The sequence below is a fragment of the Streptomyces sp. NPDC059828 genome (assembly GCF_042731955.1).
In the GTDB taxonomy this organism is placed as follows: domain Bacteria; phylum Actinomycetota; class Actinomycetes; order Streptomycetales; family Streptomycetaceae; genus Streptomyces.
On sequence record NZ_JBHWIW010000028.1, the window covers coordinates 28,182 to 46,464 of the forward strand.

Here is an 18,283-nt window from a genome sequence, read left to right on the forward strand (position 1 = left end):
CCTTCAAGTCCTTCAGAGATGGCGACGTCGGGCTGCGACCTGGCGGTCGTACTCCTGCCGGGCCTTGACCGCCGACGGTCGGGTCGCGGTCTCGGCCACGGGAACATCCCACCACGCCTGAGCGGGCGGCGGGCCCGACACAGTGTCTGCCGTTTCGGTCTCGACGTAGACACATGTGGGACGGTCCGCCGCACGAGCCTCGGCGAGGGCTTCTCGCAGGTCACGTACGGTTTTGGCGCGGATGACACGCATCCCCAGGGATGCGGCGTTGGCCCCGAGGTCCACAGGGAGCGGCCTTCCCGTGTAGCTGCCGGTGCCGGGGACACCGTCGTGCGGGTGCTCCCGGTAGCGATACGCCGTGCCGAAGCCCTCGCAACCGACGGCCTCGGACAAGCCCCCGATCGATGCATACCCGTGGTTCTGAAGGATCACCACCTTGATCGGGATGTTCTCCTGCACCGCCGTCACGATCTCGGTGGGGTTCATCAGATAGGTGCCGTCGCCGACCAGCGCCCACACCGGCCGCCCCGGGGCTGCCATGGCCACGCCGATCGCCGCGGGGATCTCGTATCCCATGCAGGAGTACCCGTACTCGACGTGATACTGATCGCTGGCACGGCTCCGCCAGAGCTTGTGCAGGTCACCGGGGAGCGACCCCGCCGCGTTGATCACGATGTCGTCCGCGGTGACCAGGCCGTCGAGCACCCCGAGTACCTGTGGCTGGGTTGGCCGGGCCTCCGCGTCACGCACCTCGAACGCGGCGTCGACGCGGTGCTCCCAGCGTTCCTTGTCGTCGGTGTACTCCGTCTCGTAGCCGTGCTCCACTCGGTGGTCGCGCAGGGCGGCGGTGAGGGCTTCGAGCCCCGCGCGGGCATCGGCCACCAGCGGGAACCCAGCGAGCTTGTGGGCGTCGAAGCCCGTGATGTTGAGGTTGACGAAGCGGACCCCGGGATGGGCGAAGAGGGTGGCGGACGCGGTGGTGAAGTCGGAGTAGCGGGTGCCGACCCCGATGACGAGGTCGGCGGCACGGGCCAGTGCGTCGGCGGTGGCGGTGCCGGTGTGGCCGATGCCCCCGACGTCGGCGGCATGGTCGTAGCGCAGCGAGCCCTTGCCCGCCTGGGTGGAGGCGACAGGGATCCTGGTCGCGTCGGCCAGGTGCTTCAGCGCCTCCTCCGCCCCGCTGTGGTGCACTCCGCCGCCCGCGACGATCAGTGGCCGGCGGGCGTCGGCGATGGCCCGGACCGCCACGGCCAGTGCCTCCGGGTCGGGCTGGGGGCGGTGCACCCTCCAGACGCGTGCGGCGAAGAACTCCTCGGGCCAGTCGTACGCCTCGGCCTGCACGTCCTGCGGCAGTGCGAGGGTGACCGCGCCGGTCTCGGCGGGGTCGGTGAGGACCCGCATGGCGGTGAGGACGGCCGGGATGAGGGCTTCGGGCCGGCTGATCCGGTCGAAGTACCTCGACACGGGGCGCAGGGCGTCGTTGACGGAGACGTCTCCCGCGTACGGGACTTCGAGCTGCTGGAGTACGGGATCGGCCGGACGGGTCGCGAAGGCGTCACCCGGGAGCAGCAGCACGGGCAGCCTGTTGATGGTGGCGAGGGCCGCGCCGGTGACGAGGTTGGTGGCGCCGGGTCCGATGGAGGTGGTGACGGCGTGCGTGGAGAGCCGGCCGCACTGGCGGGCGTAGCCGACGGCCGCATGGACCATGGCTTGTTCGTTGCGGCCCTGGTAGTACGGCATGTCGGGACCGCTCTCCAGCAGGGCCTGGCCGATCCCGGCCACGTTCCCATGGCCGAAGATGCCCCAGGTGGCGCCGATCAGACGGCGGCGGTGGCCGTCGCGCTCCGTGTACTGGCGGGCCAGGAAGGCGACCAGCGCCTGGGCGGTGGTCAGGCGGCGGGTGCCGGGGCGGGGCGTGATCGGTCCCGTGCTCATCGGTAGCCCTCCGTGTGGTCGGGGTGGAAGCGGATCCGCCATTCACGCCCGGGCCCCGGGCCCGCCATGACGTTCAGGTAGTACATGTCATGTCCAGGCGCGGCGATCGACGGGCCGTGCCAGCCGTCCGGCACGAGCACGGCGTCGCCGCTGCGCACCTCGGCGAGCAGGTCCGTACCACCGGGGCGCGACGGCGACACCCGCTGGTAGCCGAAGCCGTGAGGTCCGTCGATCTCGAAGTAGTAGATCTCTTCCAGTCTGGTCTCCTCGCCCGGTCGGTGCTCGTCGTGCTTGTGCGGTGGATACGACGACCAGTTGCCGCCAGGGGTGAGCACTTCGACGGCGATGAGACGGTCGCATTCGAAGGAGTCGGCGGCGGCGAAGTTGTGCACCGTGCGGGCGCAGTCGCCCGTGCCGCGGTGCTCGACCGGGACCTCCGAGGCGGGGCCGTAGCGGGCGGGGAGCCGGCGCTCGCACTTCGCTCCGGCCAGGGCGAAGCGGCCTCCCGCGCCGGAGGCGATCTGTGCGTCGGTGTCACGCGGTAGGTAGGCGAAGTCGGTGACTCCGGCGAACGCGTCTTCCCGGCCCAGCAGTTCCATGGTCCGGTCCGCGAGCCGCACCGTACAGCCACCGCTGAGGGGAAGCACGATCCATTCGCTGTCCCCTGTGCTGAGCCGATGGGAACCGGCCGGAGGCAGCTCCAGCGTCCGCAGGGCGGAGTAGCCCCATCCGGCCGCCTGGGGGCTGATGTCGAGCGCATAGGGTCCTTCGGCGGCGGTGCCTGCCCGCAGATGCCGGTTGTGTGCCGGGCTGTCGGTGGGGTTCATGCGTCACCGTCCGATGCCTGATCCGCTGTGCCGACGGGGGATGCGGGGCCGGGCCCGGGGCCCGGTGTGCGTCCTTCGATCAGGGCGTCGACCTCGGACGGGTAGGGCATGGCGGAGGAGCAGGCGAGCCGGGAAGCGACGATCGCGCCCGCGGCGTTCGCGAACCGCATGGTGTGTTCCAGCTCCCAGCCGGCCAGCAGTCCGTGGACCATCGCTCCGCCGAACGCATCGCCCGCGCCGAGCCCGTTGACCACGTCGATCTGCACGGGAGGTACTTCCGCCGTGGTTCCATCCCGGTGCAGGGCGAGCACGCCCTTGGGTCCCTGTTTCACCACGGCCAGTTCGGCCCCGGCGTCGAGCAACGCGCGTGCCGCCGCGTGCGGTTCACACTCTCCCGTCGCGATCTCGCACTCGTCGAGGTTGCCGACGGCGACGGTCGCCCGCATGAGCGCCTCTGTGTAGAACGGGCGCGCCCGGCCGGGGTCCGTCCAGAACATGGGCCGCCAGTCCAGGTCGAAGACCGTGATGGCCGCACCCGCCGCGGACTTCGCGCGGTGCTCCAGTGCGGCAAGAGTCGCGGACCTGCTGGGTTCGTCGCAGAGTCCGGTGCCGGTCATCCAGAAGACCCGCGCGTCGGCGATCGCGGCCAGGTCGAGTTGCCCGGTGCGCAGTTCGAGGTCCGGGGCCTTGGGCTGGCGGTAGAAGTACAGCGGGAAGTCGTCCGGGGGGAAGATCTCACAGAAGGTCACGGGTGTGGGCAGCCCGGGGACGGCCGTCACCCATCGGTCGTCGACCCCGAACTCCCTGAGCGCCTCGTGGAGGTACGCGCCGAAGGCGTCCTGTCCGGTGCGTGTGATCACGGCTGCCCGGCGCCCGAGCCGCGCCGCCGCGACCGCCACGTTCGTGGCGGAGCCGCCGAGGAACTTCCCGAAGGTCTCGACCCGCGCCAGGGAGACCCCCGTCTGCAGGGGGTAGATGTCCACTCCGATCCGGCCCATCGTGATCACGTCGTACGGCTGAGGCGACCTCGATGGCTGCGACGATTGAGAGGGATGAGGCGGCTGAGGCATACGGGTCCCTTCGGTTCCACGTCGGCTGCACCCCGGTCTAACCCCCGTTCCCGAAGGCTGTCAACATTTTGTCCTTACATTCGGACGAAAGCTTGACACCTTTCCGAAGCGGCCGGAAAGCTGACCGCCATGACCTCCTCCGCCCCTTCGCTCCACCGCATCCGGATCGGGTCGGCCCCTGACTCCTGGGGTGTGTGGTTCCCCGAAGACCCGCAGCAAGTGCCCTGGCGGCGCTTCCTCGACGAGGTGGCGCAGGCGGGCTACGAGTGGATCGAGCTCGGCCCCCACGGCTATCTCCCGACCGACCCCGCCCGGCTCACCGAGGAGACCGTGTCACGCGGACTGAGGGTCTCCGCGGGAACCGTGTTCACCGGGCTGCATCACGGGCCCGCCGTCTGGGACGAGACCTGGGCCCGTGTCGCCGATATCGCCGCGCTGACCCGGGCGATGGGTGCCGGGCACCTTGTGGTCATCCCCTCTTTCTGGCGCGACGACAAGACAGGTGCGGTACGGGAGGACCGGACACTCACCGCAGAGCAATGGCACCACCTCACCACCCAGACGGAGCGCCTGGGGCGGGAGGTCCGCGACCGCTTCGGGTTGCGCATCGTGGTCCACCCGCACGCGGACACCCACATCGACAGCGAAGAGAACGTCAACCGCTTCCTCGACGCGACCGACCCCGGTCTGGTGTCCCTCTGCCTGGACACCGGGCACTACGCCTACTGCGGCGGTGACAGCGTCAAGCTCATCGAGACCTACGGCGAGCGGATCGGATATCTCCACCTCAAGCAGGTGGATCCGGAGATCCTCGCCTCGGTCGTCGCAGACGAGGTGCCATTCGGACCGGCGGTGGCGCGGGGCGTGATGTGCGAACCGCCGTCCGGTGTCCCGGCGCTGGAGCCGGTGCTCGCCGCGGCCGGGCGGCTGGACGCCGAACTGTTCGCCATCGTCGAGCAGGACATGTACCCCTGCCCTCCCGACAAACCCTTCCCGATCGCCGCACGCACGCGACGCTTCCTGCGCTCCTGCGGAGCCTGAGCGAAAGGCGCCCCACCGGGCAGCGCCCGGCATTCCGGTCTCGTACTCCCGTGCGTCAACTGCCGGATGACGGAGACTTCGTCACATCGATGGCCGTCTCGTCACACATGTCTCCATTACGCGGGCCTTCCGTCACAGGCTCTCGACAGCCGCTCCCTCCTCCTCGGTGCGATTCGTTCATAGGACACCGGCTCGGTGATCACCGGTGCTCGCGTCGCAGCCCGTCCGGCGGCTTCCTCTGGCCGCCACTGCGGCGCGCGCAGGGAGGTGCCTCATATGACGGACAATCGACTGTGGTCCTACAAGGACATCGCCGCACACATCCGGGTGCAGCCGGACACGGTTCGCTCCTATCGCAAGCACGGACTCCTACCGCCGCCCGACCATGTCGAGGCGGGAAAGCCGTACTGGTACGCGGATACCATCCGCATCTGGGTCGCCAACCGTCCCGGCAATAGATCCCGCAGGGAGTGAACAGGCTCAGGAACAGGCGGGCCCCGCCACAGCGGGGCCCCGAACCTTCGCCCGGACAGGCCCTAACCCACCGGGGCGCTGTCCCGGTCCAGGTCACTGAGCGGCGCCTCCTCGGAGGCCCCCTTCGCCGGCGCGGGCTCGGATATCCCGCCCTCGCTGATGCCGAATCTGGCGTGGAAGGCCCGCAGCGGAGCCGGTGCCCACCAGGTCGCACGGCCCGTCAGCTTCATCACCGAGGGCACCAGCAGGCTGCGCACCACCGCCGCGTCCATCAGCACGGCCAGGGCGATTCCCAGGCCGAGCATCTTGGTGTTGGTCACCCGCGAGGCTCCGATCGCCACCATCACCACGGCGAGGATCACCGCAGCGGCGGTGATCAGCCCACCTGTGCGTCGCAGGCCGTAAGCCACCGCGTGCTCGTGGTCCCCCGTGCGGTCGTACTCCTCCTTGATCCGCGAGAGCAGGAACACTCCGTAGTCCATGGAGAGGCCGAAGGCGACACAGAACATCAGGACGGGCAGGGTGGTCTCGATATCACCGGTCGAGGTGAAGGCAAGCGGCCCGGAGAGATGGCCCTCCTGGAAGATCCACACGACTGCCCCGAACATCGCCGTGAGGCTCAGCCCGTTGAGGACGACCGCCTGGAGAGGGATCAGCACGCTGCCCGTCAGCAGGAAGACCAGCAGCAGGGTGACGACCGCGATGATGGCCGCCGCCCAGGGCAGCCGCTCTCCGATGGCCGCCTTGGAGTCGACCAGCATCGCCGCCGCACCCGCGACCGACGTCTCGAAGGGGGCCGGCTGCGCACGCAGCTCCCGCACCAGATCCTGGGTCTGCTGACCGACGGCCTTCTCCTCGGGCAGCACCGTGAAGGACGCGTTCGTCCCCGAGACCAGGGGCCCTTCCACCCGCAGCACTCCGGGAAGACCCTCGATGCGGGCGCGGTATTCGGCGTACTGCGCCCCCGTGGCCGCCCCCTCGGCGAACACCTCCAGCCCACCACCGGGGCTGCCGGGGAATCCATCCCTGATGTGCTGCTGCACCACACGCGACTCGGCGTTGGTCGGCAACTGGCGGTCGTCGGCCGGGCCGAACTTCGCCCCCAGGAAGGGCAGCCCGAGGAGCACCAGAACGGCGGTCGTGAGCACCGCGAACACAGGAGCCCTGCGCATCACCAGGGCGACCACCCGTCCCCACCGGGTGCCTTCACCACTGTCCGCGGATCGGGCGGGGGCCTGCTTGCCGCTGCGCGCTCGCAGCAGACGGCGCAGGTCCAGCGCGTTCACCCGCTCCCCCAGCAGCATCAGTACGGCGGGCAGCAGGATCAGTGCCGCCGCCGCGGCCAGCAGGACCACGGCGATCCCGGCATACGCGAACGACCGGAGGAAGTACTGCGGGAAGACCAGCATCGCGGCCAGCGAGACCGCCACCGTGAGCGCGGAGAACAGGACCGTGCGACCGGCGGTGCGCAGGGTGATGCCCACGGCCTGACGGGTCGCCGCCCCGGCTGCGAGCTCCTCGCGGAACCTGCGCACGATGAAGAGGGCGTAGTCGATGGCGAGCCCGAGACCCATGGCCGTCGTGAGGTTCAGTGCGAACACCGAGACGTCGGTGAAGACGGTGAGGCCGTTCAGGATCGCGTTCGTACCGAGGATCGCGACCACACCGACCACCAGCGGCAGCAGCGCGGCGACCGCACTGCCGAACACCATGACGAGCAGCACCAGGGTCACCGGCAGGGCGATGATCTCGGCCCGCAGCAGGTCCTCCTGGATGATCGTCTGCATGTCGTGCATGACCGCGACCGGGCCGCCGATGGAGACCTCCACGGGACCGTGCGTGCCCCGGTAGCCGGGCGCGATACGCTCCAGCACCTTTCCGGCCGCCTTCTCGTCGCCCTCGACCCGGGCTGCGATCAGTGCCTCGCGGCCGTCCTCGGAGCGCAGCGCGGGCGATCTGCCCTGCCAGTACGAACTGACACCCCTGACACCCTCCTCGCCGGAGAGCCGCTGCATCAGGCGCGCCGCCTCGGCGGCCACGGCGGGGTCATCCACACCCTTGCGCCCGCTGTCGACGAGCAGGAGCAGGTTGGGCCGTGCATCGGGAAACTCGCGATCGAGTGCCTTGGCGGCATAGCTCGACTGCGAGTCCGGATCCTCCCAGCCACCGCTGCTCAGACGGTCTGCGGCCCCACTGCCCGCGAACACGGCGAGCGCCGTGACGACCAGCGCGAGGAGCAGCGACAGCCGTGGGCGCGCTGTGACGAAGCGTGTCCAGCGGCCAAGGCGCGGTCCGCTGTTGACTACAGACATGGTGCGGTGTCCCCTTCACCGAGACCGGTGCGCCGCAGCTGGCACGCGGGCAGGCATCACTGGTCGGCCATTGCCATAGACTGACAAACACGAGTCATCACTCGCGTTTCACCAGAATGCGAGCGACCTCTCGTGTTTGTCAACCGTGATCGGAAGCCGGGGATCGGTGATGCACATGCCGGACAAGCCCAAGAGGGGACAGAAGGCGGCGGACGGGACATCGACGCGATCCACAGCGGACGCGGCGGAAGAGCACGCCCAGACCACCGACTCCACTCAGCCGCGCCGCCGCCAGGCCCGTGGTGAGCGCCGTATCGCCCAGCTCCTGAAGGCTGCGGCGGACGTCTTCTGCCGTAGCGGCTACACCGCGGCCAGCACCAACGCCATCGCCCGAGAGGCGGGAGTCTCGCCCGGCACGCTGTACCAGTTCTTCCCCAACAAGGAAGCCATCGCCGTGGAGCTGGGCGGGCAGCTGCTGCAACGCTGGCGTGAGTCCTACGGGACGGTCTTCGAGGAGCTCGACACCACGCTCCCACCGGACCGCCTGCTGGACTCGTTCCTCGATCCGCTCATCGCGTTCATCTGCGAACACCCGGCCTTCACCGTCCTCATGCACGGTTCCGAGATCCCGGGCCGGATCACCGAGGAGCACGATGCCGTGCACTCGGCGCTGCTCGTCCGGGTCGAACAGATCCTCGGGGAACTGCACCCCGCGTCCCCGCCGGACGTACTCCACAGGACGGCGAACTTCGTGTTCGCCGTGGTGAAGTCCGGCCTCGAGCTGATCCTCGCCCACGAGGGAGCCGAGCGGGCGGGCTACATCACCGAGCTGAAGACCGCGCTGCTGCGGTATCTGTCACCACTGTTCGACGCCGGAGCCCTGGCGGCAGCGGAGCGTCCGGACAGGAGCGGGTGAGGGAGGCGCGCGGGCGGCACGAAGGACGGGCAGCGGAAGAGCTCGCGTTTATACCCCCTAGGGGTATAGTCTGATGAGCATGGGGTGTCCCGGCATTCCCAGGAGCCCCTGACGCACCACACTTGTTGCACGATGTGGTCGCGGAACACGACACGCCCTCGATGAGGAGAACGCCATGACCGCCGAGACGACGACCGAAACGCCCGAGGCCACCGGCTCCTGCTGCTCCCCCGGCGGCTCATGCCACGACGGCGCGGCGGATATCGGTCTGGGCGCGACCACCGCGGTCTACGAGGTGAAGGGCATGACCTGCGGCCACTGCGAAGGGGCGGTGTCGAGCGAGATCTCCGAGATCACGGGCGTGATCTCGGTGGAAGCGGCGGCTGCGACCGGACGGGTCACCGTCGTCTCCGAGGCTCCGCTCGACGAGTCCGAGGTGCGCGCCGCCGTCGACGAGGCGGGCTTCGAACTCGTCGCCCAGCCCTGACCTGACACCACCGTGCTTCCGGCCTGGCCGCACCCGTACCCCTGGTGCGGCCGGTCCCGCGTTTGGAGCAACAGCCATATGAGCAGCACCGCAACTGACCACTCGGCCGCAGCCACGCCCCGGATCGAACTCCTGATCGGCGGCATGACCTGTGCTTCCTGCGCGGCCCGGGTCGAGAAGAAGCTCAACCGCATGAGCGGCGTCACGGCGACGGTGAACTACGCCACGGAGAAGGCGCGCGTCTCCTACAGCGCGGGCACGGAGGTGCCCGACCTGATCGCCGTGGTCGAGAAGACCGGCTACACGGCGACGCCCGTGCCCGCACCAACCGCCGACGCCCGTGCGGACACCGGCGCCGCCACGGAACCCGCCCCCGAGCCGCCGTCGCCGCCCACCATGCAAGCGAGCACCCCGGCCGCCGGCGAGCAGGATTCCGCCGCGCCGAGGAGCCTGCCCGACGCAGCACCCCCCGCCGCGCCCGCGCCCGCCGCGGCCGAGACCAACGCCGCGCTCGTCCTCGCCGGTCTGCGGCAGCGGCTCACCGTTTCCGCGCTGCTGGCCGCCCCCGTCATCCTGATGGGAATGATTCCGGCCCTCCAGTTCGAGAACTGGCAGTGGCTCTCCCTCACGCTGGCCGCCCCGGTCGTGGTCTGGGGCGGGCTGCCGTTTCACCGCGCCGCCTGGACCAACCTCCGGCACGGCGCGGCCACCATGGACACCCTGGTCTCACTCGGCACGCTGGCGGCCTTCACCTGGTCGCTGTGGGCCCTGTTCTTCGGCCATGCCGGGATGCCCGGCATGCGTCACGGCTTCGATTTCACCGCCTCGGCAGCCGGCGCGGACAGCTCTTCGGCCATCTACCTCGAGGTCGCCGCGGGCGTCATCACCTTCCTCCTGCTCGGCCGCTACCTGGAAGCGCGGGCCAAGCGGAAGGCCGGCTCCGCCCTGCGCGCCATGCTGGAACTCGGCGCCAAGGACGTCGCCGTGCTCAGGGGCGGTACGGAGGTACGCGTGCCTGCCGCCCAGCTGTCCGTGGGCGACCTGTTCGTCGTACGCCCCGGGGAGAAGATCGCCACCGACGGCACCGTGGTCGAGGGCTCCTCGGCCGTCGACCCGTCGATGCTGACGGGCGAGTCGGTGCCGGTGGACGTGACCGTCGGTGACGATGTCACCGGCGCCACCGTCAACACATCAGGACGGCTCCTCGTCAGGGCGACCCGTGTCGGCGCCGACACCCAGCTGGCCCGGATGGCGCGGATGGTCGAGGACGCCCAGAACGGAAAGGCCGCGGTACAGCGTCTTGCCGACCGCATCGCGGCCGTCTTCGTACCGGCCGTGCTGCTGATCGCGCTGGGCACCCTGGTGGTCTGGCTGCTGACCACCAACGACACCGCAGCCGCCTTCACCGCGGCCGTCGCCGTGCTGATCATCGCCTGCCCCTGCGCGCTGGGACTGGCCACGCCGACCGCCCTGATGGTGGGGACGGGGCGCGGCGCACAGCTCGGGATCCTCATCAAGGGTCCCGAAGTCCTGGAGTCGACCCATGTGGTCGACACCGTCGTACTCGACAAGACCGGAACGGTCACCACCGGCCGGATGCGGCTGCGCGACGTCCTTGTCACCGGCGCCGCCACCGAGGAGGAGCTGCTGCGGTTCGCCGGAGCCCTGGAGAACGCCTCGGAGCACCCCGTCGCACGGGCCGTCGCGGCCGGCGCTCAGGACCGGCTGGGCACCGGCGGCCTGCCGGCCCCCGAGGCGTTCGAGAGTGTTCCCGGCCTCGGTGTGCGCGGCGTGGTCGAGGGCCGCGCCGTCCTGGTGGGCCGGGCTCCTCTTCTCCGGGAAGCGGGCATCGAGCCGCCACCCGAGCTCACCGACGCCTCTTCGGCTGGCACTGCGGTCGCCGTCGCCTGGGACGGAAGCGCCCGCGGGGTGCTGGTCGTGGCCGACGAGGTGAAGGAGACCAGCGCGGAGGCCGTCACCCGGCTGCGTGCCCTGGGCCTGCAGCCGGTCCTCCTGACGGGTGACAACGGCACGGTGGCCCGGGCGGTCGCCGCCGAGGTCGGTATCGACGAGGTCTACGCCGAGGTGCTGCCGCAGGACAAGGTCGCCACGGTACGGCGACTCCAGGCCGCGGGCCGAAAGGTCGCCATGGTGGGTGACGGGGTGAACGACGCGCCGGCACTGGCCGCCGCGGACCTCGGTCTGGCCATGGGGACCGGCACCGACGCCGCCATCGAGGCGGGGGATCTCACGCTCGTGAGCGGGGATCTCCTCGTGGCCGCGGATGCCATCAGGCTCTCCCGGCGCACTCTCGCCACCATCAAGGGGAACCTCTTCTGGGCCTTCGGCTACAACGTCGCGGCCCTGCCGCTGGCCGCCGCCGGACTGCTGAATCCCATGATCGCCGGATTCGCCATGGCTTTCTCATCCGTTTTCGTGGTCAGCAACAGCCTTCGTCTGCGATCCTTCACGTGATACACAGGACCTTCACAAAGAGATCCAGATCACAGATATTTGTGGGTAACCATTCGGGCTCTTCGCGAGTCTAAGTGGGCGATGCCAGAACGTCTTGGGGGACGTTCACGGGATGTCTTGGGGGACGTCCCAGGCAAGCGTTGGCCGGGGCACGTAGACCGGGGAGCTTTGAGCGGCCCTCCCGACATACGTACCCCGGCAGACCGCGCGAAGAGCTTCTGCTGAGTACCAAGCAGCAGACGCCCGGCCCGGATCCCGTGGGGGGAATCCGCACCGGGGATATGGGAAGCGCCCCGTTCGCCGACCCGTGGGGGGATCGGCGGCGGGGCGCTTCTTCGCTACTGCTTCGTCCAGATGTTCGAAAGTGAGCGCACGCGTCGTGTCAGCGGGCCTCTACGGGCACGAAGTCGCGCAGGACCTCGCCCGTGTAGATCTGGCGGGGACGACCGATGCGGGAACCGGGCTCCTTGATCATCTCGTGCCACTGGGCGATCCAGCCGGGCAGCCGGCCGAGCGCGAAGAGCACCGTGAACATCTCGGTCGGGAAGCCCATGGCCCGGTAGATCAGACCGGTGTAGAAGTCCACGTTCGGGTAGAGCTTGCGCTCGACGAAGTAGTCGTCGGAGAGGGCGTGCTCCTCGAGCTTGAGCGCGATGTCGAGCAGCTCGTCGGACTTGCCGAGGGCCGACAGCACGTCGTGGGCGGCAGCCTTGATGATCTGGGCGCGGGGGTCGAAGCTCTTGTACACCCGGTGGCCGAAGCCCATCAGGCGGACGCCGTCCTCCTTGTTCTTCACCTTCCGGATGAAGGTGTCGACATCGCCACCGCTGGTCGCGATGCCCTCGAGCATCTCCAGCACCGACTGGTTGGCGCCGCCATGCAGCGGGCCCCACAGGGCGGAGATACCGGCCGAGATCGAGGCGAACATGTTCGCCTGCGAGGAGCCGACCAGCCGCACGGTGGAGGTCGAGCAGTTCTGCTCGTGGTCCGCGTGCAGGATGAGCAGCTTGTCGAGGGCGGCGACAACGACCGGGTCGAGCTCGTATTCCTGCGCCGGGACCGAGAAGGTCATCCGCAGGAAGTTCTCGACGTACCCGAGGTCATTGCGCGGGTAGACGAAGGGGTGACCGATCGACTTCTTGTACGCGTACGCCGCGATCGTCGGGAGCTTGGCGAGCAGCCGGATCGTGGAGATGTTCCGCTGCTTCTCGTCGAAGGGGTTGTGGCTGTCCTGGTAGAACGTCGACAGCGCGCTCACCACGGACGACAGCATCGCCATCGGGTGCGCGTCGCGCGGGAAGCCGTCGAAGAACCGCTTGACGTCCTCATGCAGCAGGGTGTGCTGGGTGATCTCGCCCCGGAAGGCGGACAGCTCGTCGACCGTCGGGAGCTCACCGTTGATCAGCAGGTAGGCCACCTCGAGGAAGGTGGAGCGCTCCGCCAGCTGCTCGATCGGGTAGCCGCGGTAGCGCAGGATGCCCTGCTCGCCGTCGAGGTAGGTGATCGCGGACTTGTAGGCGGCAGTATTGCCGTAACCGCTGTCCAGGGTCACCAGACTGGTCTGCGCCCGGAGCTTCCCGATGTCGAAGCCCTTGTCGCCAACGGTGCTCTCGACCACCGGGTAGGTGTATTCACCGTCCGCGTACCGCAGTACTACAGAGTTGTCGCTCACGTCATCCCTCACCGACGTAGTGCCTCTTCTTCGAGGTGCCCTGACTGTCTCTACCATCCCCCATTCGGCAGAGGAGAGTGCACTCGGGGTCGACCAAAGGGCCGACTGGCGGCACTCAGTGCCGTCAACCTTCTCATCCTGCCCCCTTCGCCCCAGTTCCGGAAGCGTTAGGTGATCTTTCCCACGGCCCTGTCACCCATCAGCCGGTGATCAAGCGCGGTAAACCGCCTGCCTGCGGAAACGGTGCGCACGGCCTGTCCAATGGCCTTGCGGGAGCCGACGAGCACCACGAGCTTCTTGGCGCGGGTGACCGCCGTGTACAGGAGGTTCCGCTGGAGCATCATCCAGGCGCTGGTGGTGACCGGAATCACCACCGCCGGATACTCGCTGCCCTGTGACCGGTGGATCGTCACGGCGTACGCATGCGCGAGCTCGTCCAGCTCGTCGAAGTCGTAGGGCACCTCCTCGTCCTCGTCGGTCAGCACGGTCAGCCGCTGTTCGACCAGATTGAGCGAGGTCACCACACCGACCGTGCCGTTGAAGACTCCGTTCCTCCCCTTCTCGTAATTGTTGCGAATCTGGGTGACCTTGTCGCCCACACGGAACACCCGGCCGCCGAAGCGCTTCTCCGCCAGGTCGGGCCGAGCCGGGGTGATCGCCTGCTGCAACAATCCGTTGAGAGTCCCCGCGCCGGCAGGCCCCCGGTGCATGGGGGCGAGTACCTGTACGTCACGACGGGGGTCCAGGCCGAACCGCGCGGGGATGCGCCGGGCGGCGACATCCACGGTGAGCCGCCCCACCTCCTCGGTGTCGTCCTCGACGAACAGAAAGAAGTCATCGAGACCCTGGGTCAGCGGCGGTGTCCCGGAGTTGATGCGGTGAGCGTTGGTGACCACACCTGACTGCTGCGCTTGCCGGAAGATCCGGGTCAGCCGAACGCTGGGGACCGGCCCCGAGTCCGCGAGGAGGTCCCTGAGCACCTCACCCGCGCCCACACTGGGCAGCTGGTCCACATCCCCCACCAGCAGCAGGTGCGCACCGGGGGCCACGGCCTTCACCAGCTTGTTGGCGAGCAGCAGATCCAGCATGGACGCCTCGTCGACGACCACCAGATCGGCGTCGAGCGGCCGGTCCCGGTCATACGCCGCGTCACCACCGGGCTTGAGCTCCAGCAGCCGGTGCACGGTGGACGCTTCGGCTCCCGTGAGCTCCGAAAGACGCTTCGCCGCACGCCCGGTGGGCGCGGCGAGCACCACCTTCGCCTTCTTGGCCCGTGCGAGCTCCACGATCGAGCGCACCGTGAAGGACTTGCCGCAGCCCGGCCCTCCGGTGAGCACCGCCACCTTGCGGGTGAGCGCGAGCCGCACGGCCTGCTGCTGCTCCGCCGCGAGCTCGGCACCCGTCCGATCGGCGAGCCAGGCCAGCGCCTTGTCCCATTCGACGTCCTGGAACCCCGGCATCCGGTCCCCGTCCGTACGCAGGAGCCGGAGCAGCTGGGCGGTGAGGGACAGCTCGGCACGGTGGAACGGCACCAGGTAGACGGCGGTGACCGGGTCACCCCCCTCGGGATCCGGGACCTGTTCGCGTACGACGCCCTCCTCGTCGGCCGCGAGCTCGGCGAGGCAGTCGATGACCAGGCCCGTGTCGACCTGGAGCAGTTTCACCGCGTCGGCGATCAGCCGCTCCTGGGGAAGGAAGCAGTGTCCCTGGTCCGTGGACTGCGACAGGGCGTACTGGATTCCGGCCTTGACCCGGTCGGGGCTGTCGTGAGGTATGCCGACGGCCTGGGCGATCCGGTCAGCGGTCAGGAAGCCGATGCCCCAGACATCCGCGGCGAGGCGGTACGGCTGGTTCTTCACCACGGAGATCGAGGCGTCTCCGTACTTCTTGTAGATGCGCACGGCGATGGAGGTCGAGACGCCGACCCCCTGGAGGAAGACCATGACCTCCTTGATGGCCTTCTGCTCCTCCCATGCCGCGCCGATCATCCGGGTCCGCTTCGGTCCGAGGCCGGGGACCTCGACGAGCTTCCCGGGCTCCTGCTCGATGACGTCGAGGGTGTCCGCCCCGAAGTGGTCGACGATGCGCTCGGCGATCCTGGGTCCGATCCCCTTGATGAGCCCCGATCCGAGATAGCGGCGGATCCCTTGGATCGTGGCGGGGAGGACCGTGGTGTAGTTCTCCACCGTGAACTGCTTGCCGTACTGGGGGTGGGAGCCCCAACGGCCTTCCATGCGCAGCGACTCGCCGGGCTGCGCGCCGAGAAGTGAGCCGACCACCGTGAGGAGGTCTCCGCTGCCGCGGCCGGTGTCGACGCGGGCGACCGTGTACCCGTTCTCCTCGTTGGCGTAAGTGATCCGCTCGAGGACCCCTTCGACGACTGCCAGGTTGGACATGAGCCGACGCTACCGTCCGGGTCCGACAGCGCGTACGGCCTGTGGGCAACTCTGAGCCCCCGCGGTGCGGCTGGGCCTCTTTTGCCGCCAGCTCAAGGGGCCCGGCCGTACGGCCGGGCCCCGTTCACTCCCCCATCGTCGGGCCCTTCAGATCCCCCCGGATCCCCCCTTGAGCCCTGACGACGACTACGACTCATGTCACGCCAGAAGGGTTGCACGATTGCGAGCTGTTATTTTTTCGGGATTAAGGGCATGGCCCGATCTCCCCCGGAGGTAGCGATGACAGTCACGCTGGCGGATGTGGCGGCCCGCGCCCGGGTGTCTCCGGCGACTGTGTCCCGGGTCCTCAACGGCAACTACCCCGTGGCCGCGACCACTCGGGACCGGGTGCTCCGGGCCGTCGACGAGCTCGACTACGTACTCAACGGTCCGGCCCGCTCGCTCGCCGCGGCCACATCCGATCTCGTCGGCATCCTCGTCAACGACATCGCCGATCCGTTCTTCGCGACCATCGCCGGGGCGGCGCAGACAGCGATCGGGGAGGGCGCGTCCGGGCGCGGGGGCGGGGAGAAGCTGGCGGTGGTCTGCAACACGGGCGGCTCGGCCGAGCGCGAGCTGACATATCTCACCCTGCTGCAACGGCAGCGTGCGGCGGCGGTGATCCTCACCGGAGGAGCGCTGGAGGACCCGGACCATACCGCCGCGATGTCGGTGAAGCTGGCGAAGCTCGCCGCCGCGGGCACGACCGTGGTGCTCTGCGGGCGCCCGCCCCTGCCGGACGGGCCCGGGACCGCGACGCTCTCCTTCGACAACCGCGACGCAGGACGGCGGCTCACCGAGCATCTGATCGCGCTGGGGCATCGCCGGATCGGCTACATCGCGGGACCTGCGCAGCGGACGACGACACGGCACCGTCTCGAGGGGCACCGGGCCGCCCTGGCCGGGGCGGGGGTCGGCGAAGGCGAGGGACGGGGCGGGAATCGTCTCACGGTGCACGGATCGTACGAACGCCGCTCGGGCTACGACGCGGCACAGGAGTTGCTGCGCCGCGACCCGGGCCTCACGGCGATCGCGGCGGCCAACGACACCGTCGCCCTCGGCGCCTGCGCCGCACTTCGCGAGAAGGGCCTGCGTGTTCCGGAGGATGTGTCGGTGGCGGGCTTCGACGACCTGCCGTTCTCGGTGGACGCGGTTCCGGCGCTGACGACGGTGCGGCTGCCGCTGTACGAGGCAGGGGTACGGGCGGGCCGGCTGGCCGTGGGCACGGAGGCACCGCCGCCGGGCGGTGTCGCGATGATCGGCGCCGAGCTGATGGCACGGGCCTCGACGGCGCCGCCACCGGCGACGTGACGGGACCGTGAGCTCGGATGGGCCCGGGGCGCCGCGAGTTATCCACAGGCCTTGTCCGGCGTTGCCGCTCGAACCTAGCCTTGACTCAGTCAAAGGAAAGGTCGGGGTGGATCATGACAGTTCAGGACATTCGCGCGTTCAACCGCTTCTACACGAACCTCATCGGCGCTCTCGACTACGGCAAGCAGCTGCACACGCCCTTCACCCTGACCGAGTCGCGGGTGCTGTACGAGCTGGCGCATGCTCCGCGCACCGACGCCGCGGATCTGCGCCTGGAACTCTCCCTGGACGCCGGATACCTGAGTCGCCTCCTCGGCAGGTTCGAGCGGGACGGACTGGTCGAACGGGCTCCCTCGGAGCCGGACTCACGACGGCAGCGCATCACGCTCACCGACCGGGGACGTGAGGCGACCGCGCTGCTGGACGAGCGGTCACGGGAGGCCGTCGGCCGGCTGCTGACCGATGTGGCGGAGGACGACCGGCCACGGCTGAGCGAGGCGATGCGTACGGTGCGGGACATACTGGGCGAGGTCCGCCCCCGACCGGACGGCCGTCGGGGAGAGCTCGTGCTGCGTGATCCGGTCCCCGGTGATCTGGGCTGGATAGTCCAGCGCCACGGCGCGCTGTACGCAGCGGAGTTCGGCTGGAACACCGACTTCGAAGGACTGGTCGCCCGGATAGTCGCGGACTTCGCCCAGGACCACGATCCGCATCTGGAACGGGTGTGGATAGCCGAGCTGGACGGGCGGCCGGCCGGTTCGGTGATGTGCGTACGGGACGAGGCACCGGCCACGGCGCGGCTGCGGCTGCTGCTGGTCGAGCCGGAGGCCCGGGGGCACGGTCTCGGGGACCGGCTGGTGGGTGCGGTCGTCGACTTCGCCCGCGAAGCCGGTTACCGCGAGCTGGTGTTGTGGACGAACGACGTCCTCACGGCGGCCCGCAAGATCTACCAGCGAGCCGGATTCACGCTTGTCACGGAGAAGCCCCACCGCTCCTATGGCGCCGAGCTCGTCGGTCAGGACTGGCGGCTTGCCCTCCAGGAAGGTGCCGCCGGTTGAGTCTCACAAGCCATCGGCGCTGCTGACGGCGAGGCGGGAGCACCCGGAGTCACCGGACAGGACCGGGGGTGGGCGCGACATGGCAAGCGCCGGGAACCCGCGGCACACCGGTGCCGTCCAAGTGCCGCGCCGCGGGTGGGGCCCTGGCCGGGCCCCGGGCTTCGCAGAGCGGTGTCGGCGCTCGCTGCTGGTCGCGATCGCCGACTCACCCCTACCGGCCGCCCTGCGTTCGACGGCGCGGTCCGTCACCGGTGTCCCCCCTCCCTGACA

Annotated in this window: 13 protein-coding genes; 7 read left to right on the forward strand and 6 right to left on the reverse strand. The window is 69.5% G+C overall.

Going from position 1 to position 18,283, the window contains the following annotated elements:
- Positions 1-12 precede the first annotated feature (12 nt).
- Genes iolD through iolC form a run of 3 tightly spaced genes read right to left on the reverse strand, consistent with a single transcriptional unit; the run spans position 13 to position 3,760 of the window.
- Positions 13-1,935 carry a 3D-(3,5/4)-trihydroxycyclohexane-1,2-dione acylhydrolase (decyclizing) gene (iolD, locus tag ACFV6V_RS18390; RefSeq protein WP_385565937.1) on the reverse strand — a complete coding sequence of 641 codons (1,923 nt, stop codon included), beginning with the start codon at positions 1,933-1,935 and terminating at the stop codon, positions 13-15.
- On the reverse strand, positions 1,932-2,762 hold the full coding sequence (gene iolB, locus ACFV6V_RS18395; RefSeq protein ID WP_385565939.1) for a 5-deoxy-glucuronate isomerase: 831 nt from the start codon (positions 2,760-2,762) through the stop codon (positions 1,932-1,934). The genes iolD and iolB overlap by 4 nt, the downstream gene beginning before the upstream one ends.
- Entirely contained in the window at positions 2,759-3,760 is a 1,002-nt protein-coding gene (gene iolC / locus ACFV6V_RS18400; RefSeq protein WP_385566069.1) for a 5-dehydro-2-deoxygluconokinase, read from the reverse strand. The genes iolB and iolC overlap by 4 nt, the downstream gene beginning before the upstream one ends.
- Positions 3,761-3,961: 201 nt before the next feature.
- Here iolC and ACFV6V_RS18405 point away from each other — a divergent pair, with 201 nt between their 5' ends.
- On the forward strand, positions 3,962-4,873 hold the full coding sequence (locus tag ACFV6V_RS18405; protein WP_385565942.1) for a sugar phosphate isomerase/epimerase family protein: 912 nt from the start codon (positions 3,962-3,964) through the stop codon (positions 4,871-4,873).
- Between the two features lie 276 nt (positions 4,874-5,149).
- On the forward strand, positions 5,150-5,347 hold the full coding sequence (locus tag ACFV6V_RS18410; RefSeq protein WP_361286742.1) for a MerR family transcriptional regulator: 198 nt from the start codon (positions 5,150-5,152) through the stop codon (positions 5,345-5,347).
- Between the two features lie 62 nt (positions 5,348-5,409).
- Here ACFV6V_RS18410 and ACFV6V_RS18415 read toward each other — a convergent pair whose 3' ends face one another.
- Positions 5,410-7,659, reverse strand: coding sequence for an MMPL family transporter (locus tag ACFV6V_RS18415; protein ID WP_385565945.1), 2,250 nt, complete (start codon positions 7,657-7,659; stop codon positions 5,410-5,412).
- 175 nt (positions 7,660-7,834) lie between these two features.
- Between ACFV6V_RS18415 and ACFV6V_RS18420 the strand changes: the two genes are divergently transcribed.
- From ACFV6V_RS18420 to ACFV6V_RS18430, 3 genes are all read left to right on the forward strand, one after another.
- The gene (locus tag ACFV6V_RS18420; protein WP_385565947.1) at positions 7,835-8,575 is read left to right on the forward strand and encodes a TetR family transcriptional regulator; all 741 of its coding nucleotides are present in this window, start codon (positions 7,835-7,837) and stop codon (positions 8,573-8,575) included.
- A gap of 175 nt (positions 8,576-8,750) precedes the next feature.
- On the forward strand, positions 8,751-9,062 hold the full coding sequence (locus ACFV6V_RS18425) for a heavy-metal-associated domain-containing protein (protein ID WP_385565950.1): 312 nt from the start codon (positions 8,751-8,753) through the stop codon (positions 9,060-9,062).
- Positions 9,063-9,140: 78 nt separating this feature from the next.
- The gene (locus ACFV6V_RS18430; RefSeq protein ID WP_385565952.1) at positions 9,141-11,537 is read left to right on the forward strand and encodes a heavy metal translocating P-type ATPase; all 2,397 of its coding nucleotides are present in this window, start codon (positions 9,141-9,143) and stop codon (positions 11,535-11,537) included.
- A gap of 382 nt (positions 11,538-11,919) precedes the next feature.
- Here the strand turns inward: ACFV6V_RS18430 and ACFV6V_RS18435 are convergent, their stop codons facing one another.
- A complete protein-coding gene (locus ACFV6V_RS18435; RefSeq protein ID WP_385565955.1) occupies positions 11,920-13,209 on the reverse strand; it encodes a citrate synthase in 1,290 nt (429 codons plus the stop codon).
- 167 nt (positions 13,210-13,376) lie between these two features.
- Positions 13,377-15,605 (reverse strand): ATP-dependent RecD-like DNA helicase, encoded by a 2,229-nt coding sequence (locus ACFV6V_RS18440; RefSeq protein ID WP_385565958.1) that lies wholly within the window; start codon positions 15,603-15,605, stop codon positions 13,377-13,379.
- Positions 15,606-15,884: 279 nt separating this feature from the next.
- Between ACFV6V_RS18440 and ACFV6V_RS18445 the strand changes: the two genes are divergently transcribed.
- Together ACFV6V_RS18445 and ACFV6V_RS18450 are read left to right on the forward strand one after the other, a co-directional pair.
- Positions 15,885-16,955: a LacI family DNA-binding transcriptional regulator gene (locus tag ACFV6V_RS18445; protein WP_385565961.1), complete on the forward strand. Its 1,071-nt coding sequence runs from the start codon at positions 15,885-15,887 to the stop codon at positions 16,953-16,955.
- A gap of 113 nt (positions 16,956-17,068) precedes the next feature.
- Complete coding sequence (locus tag ACFV6V_RS18450; protein ID WP_385565964.1) at positions 17,069-18,013, forward strand: GNAT family N-acetyltransferase; 945 nt, start codon at positions 17,069-17,071, stop codon at positions 18,011-18,013.
- The last annotated feature ends 270 nt before the right edge of the window (positions 18,014-18,283 follow it).

Excerpts from the sequence above, each read along its gene's own strand:
- ACFV6V_RS18445 (WP_385565961.1), top strand. The coding sequence starts at position 15,885 with ATGACAGTCACGCTGGCGGATGTGGCGGCCCGCGCCCGGGTGTCTCCG.
- ACFV6V_RS18410 (WP_361286742.1), top strand. The coding sequence starts at position 5,150 with ATGACGGACAATCGACTGTGGTCCTACAAGGACATCGCCGCACACATC.
- ACFV6V_RS18420 (WP_385565947.1), top strand. The coding sequence starts at position 7,835 with ATGCCGGACAAGCCCAAGAGGGGACAGAAGGCGGCGGACGGGACATCG.
- iolC (WP_385566069.1), bottom strand. The coding sequence starts at position 3,760 with ATGGGCCGGATCGGAGTGGACATCTACCCCCTGCAGACGGGGGTCTCC.
- ACFV6V_RS18430 (WP_385565952.1), top strand. The coding sequence starts at position 9,141 with ATGAGCAGCACCGCAACTGACCACTCGGCCGCAGCCACGCCCCGGATC.
- ACFV6V_RS18405 (WP_385565942.1), top strand. The coding sequence starts at position 3,962 with ATGACCTCCTCCGCCCCTTCGCTCCACCGCATCCGGATCGGGTCGGCC.
- ACFV6V_RS18415 (WP_385565945.1), bottom strand. The coding sequence starts at position 7,659 with ATGTCTGTAGTCAACAGCGGACCGCGCCTTGGCCGCTGGACACGCTTC.
- ACFV6V_RS18440 (WP_385565958.1), bottom strand. The coding sequence starts at position 15,605 with ATGTCCAACCTGGCAGTCGTCGAAGGGGTCCTCGAGCGGATCACTTAC.
- iolB (WP_385565939.1), bottom strand. The coding sequence starts at position 2,762 with ATGAACCCCACCGACAGCCCGGCACACAACCGGCATCTGCGGGCAGGC.
- iolD (WP_385565937.1), bottom strand. The coding sequence starts at position 1,935 with ATGAGCACGGGACCGATCACGCCCCGCCCCGGCACCCGCCGCCTGACC.
- ACFV6V_RS18450 (WP_385565964.1), top strand. The coding sequence starts at position 17,069 with ATGACAGTTCAGGACATTCGCGCGTTCAACCGCTTCTACACGAACCTC.
- ACFV6V_RS18425 (WP_385565950.1), top strand. The coding sequence starts at position 8,751 with ATGACCGCCGAGACGACGACCGAAACGCCCGAGGCCACCGGCTCCTGC.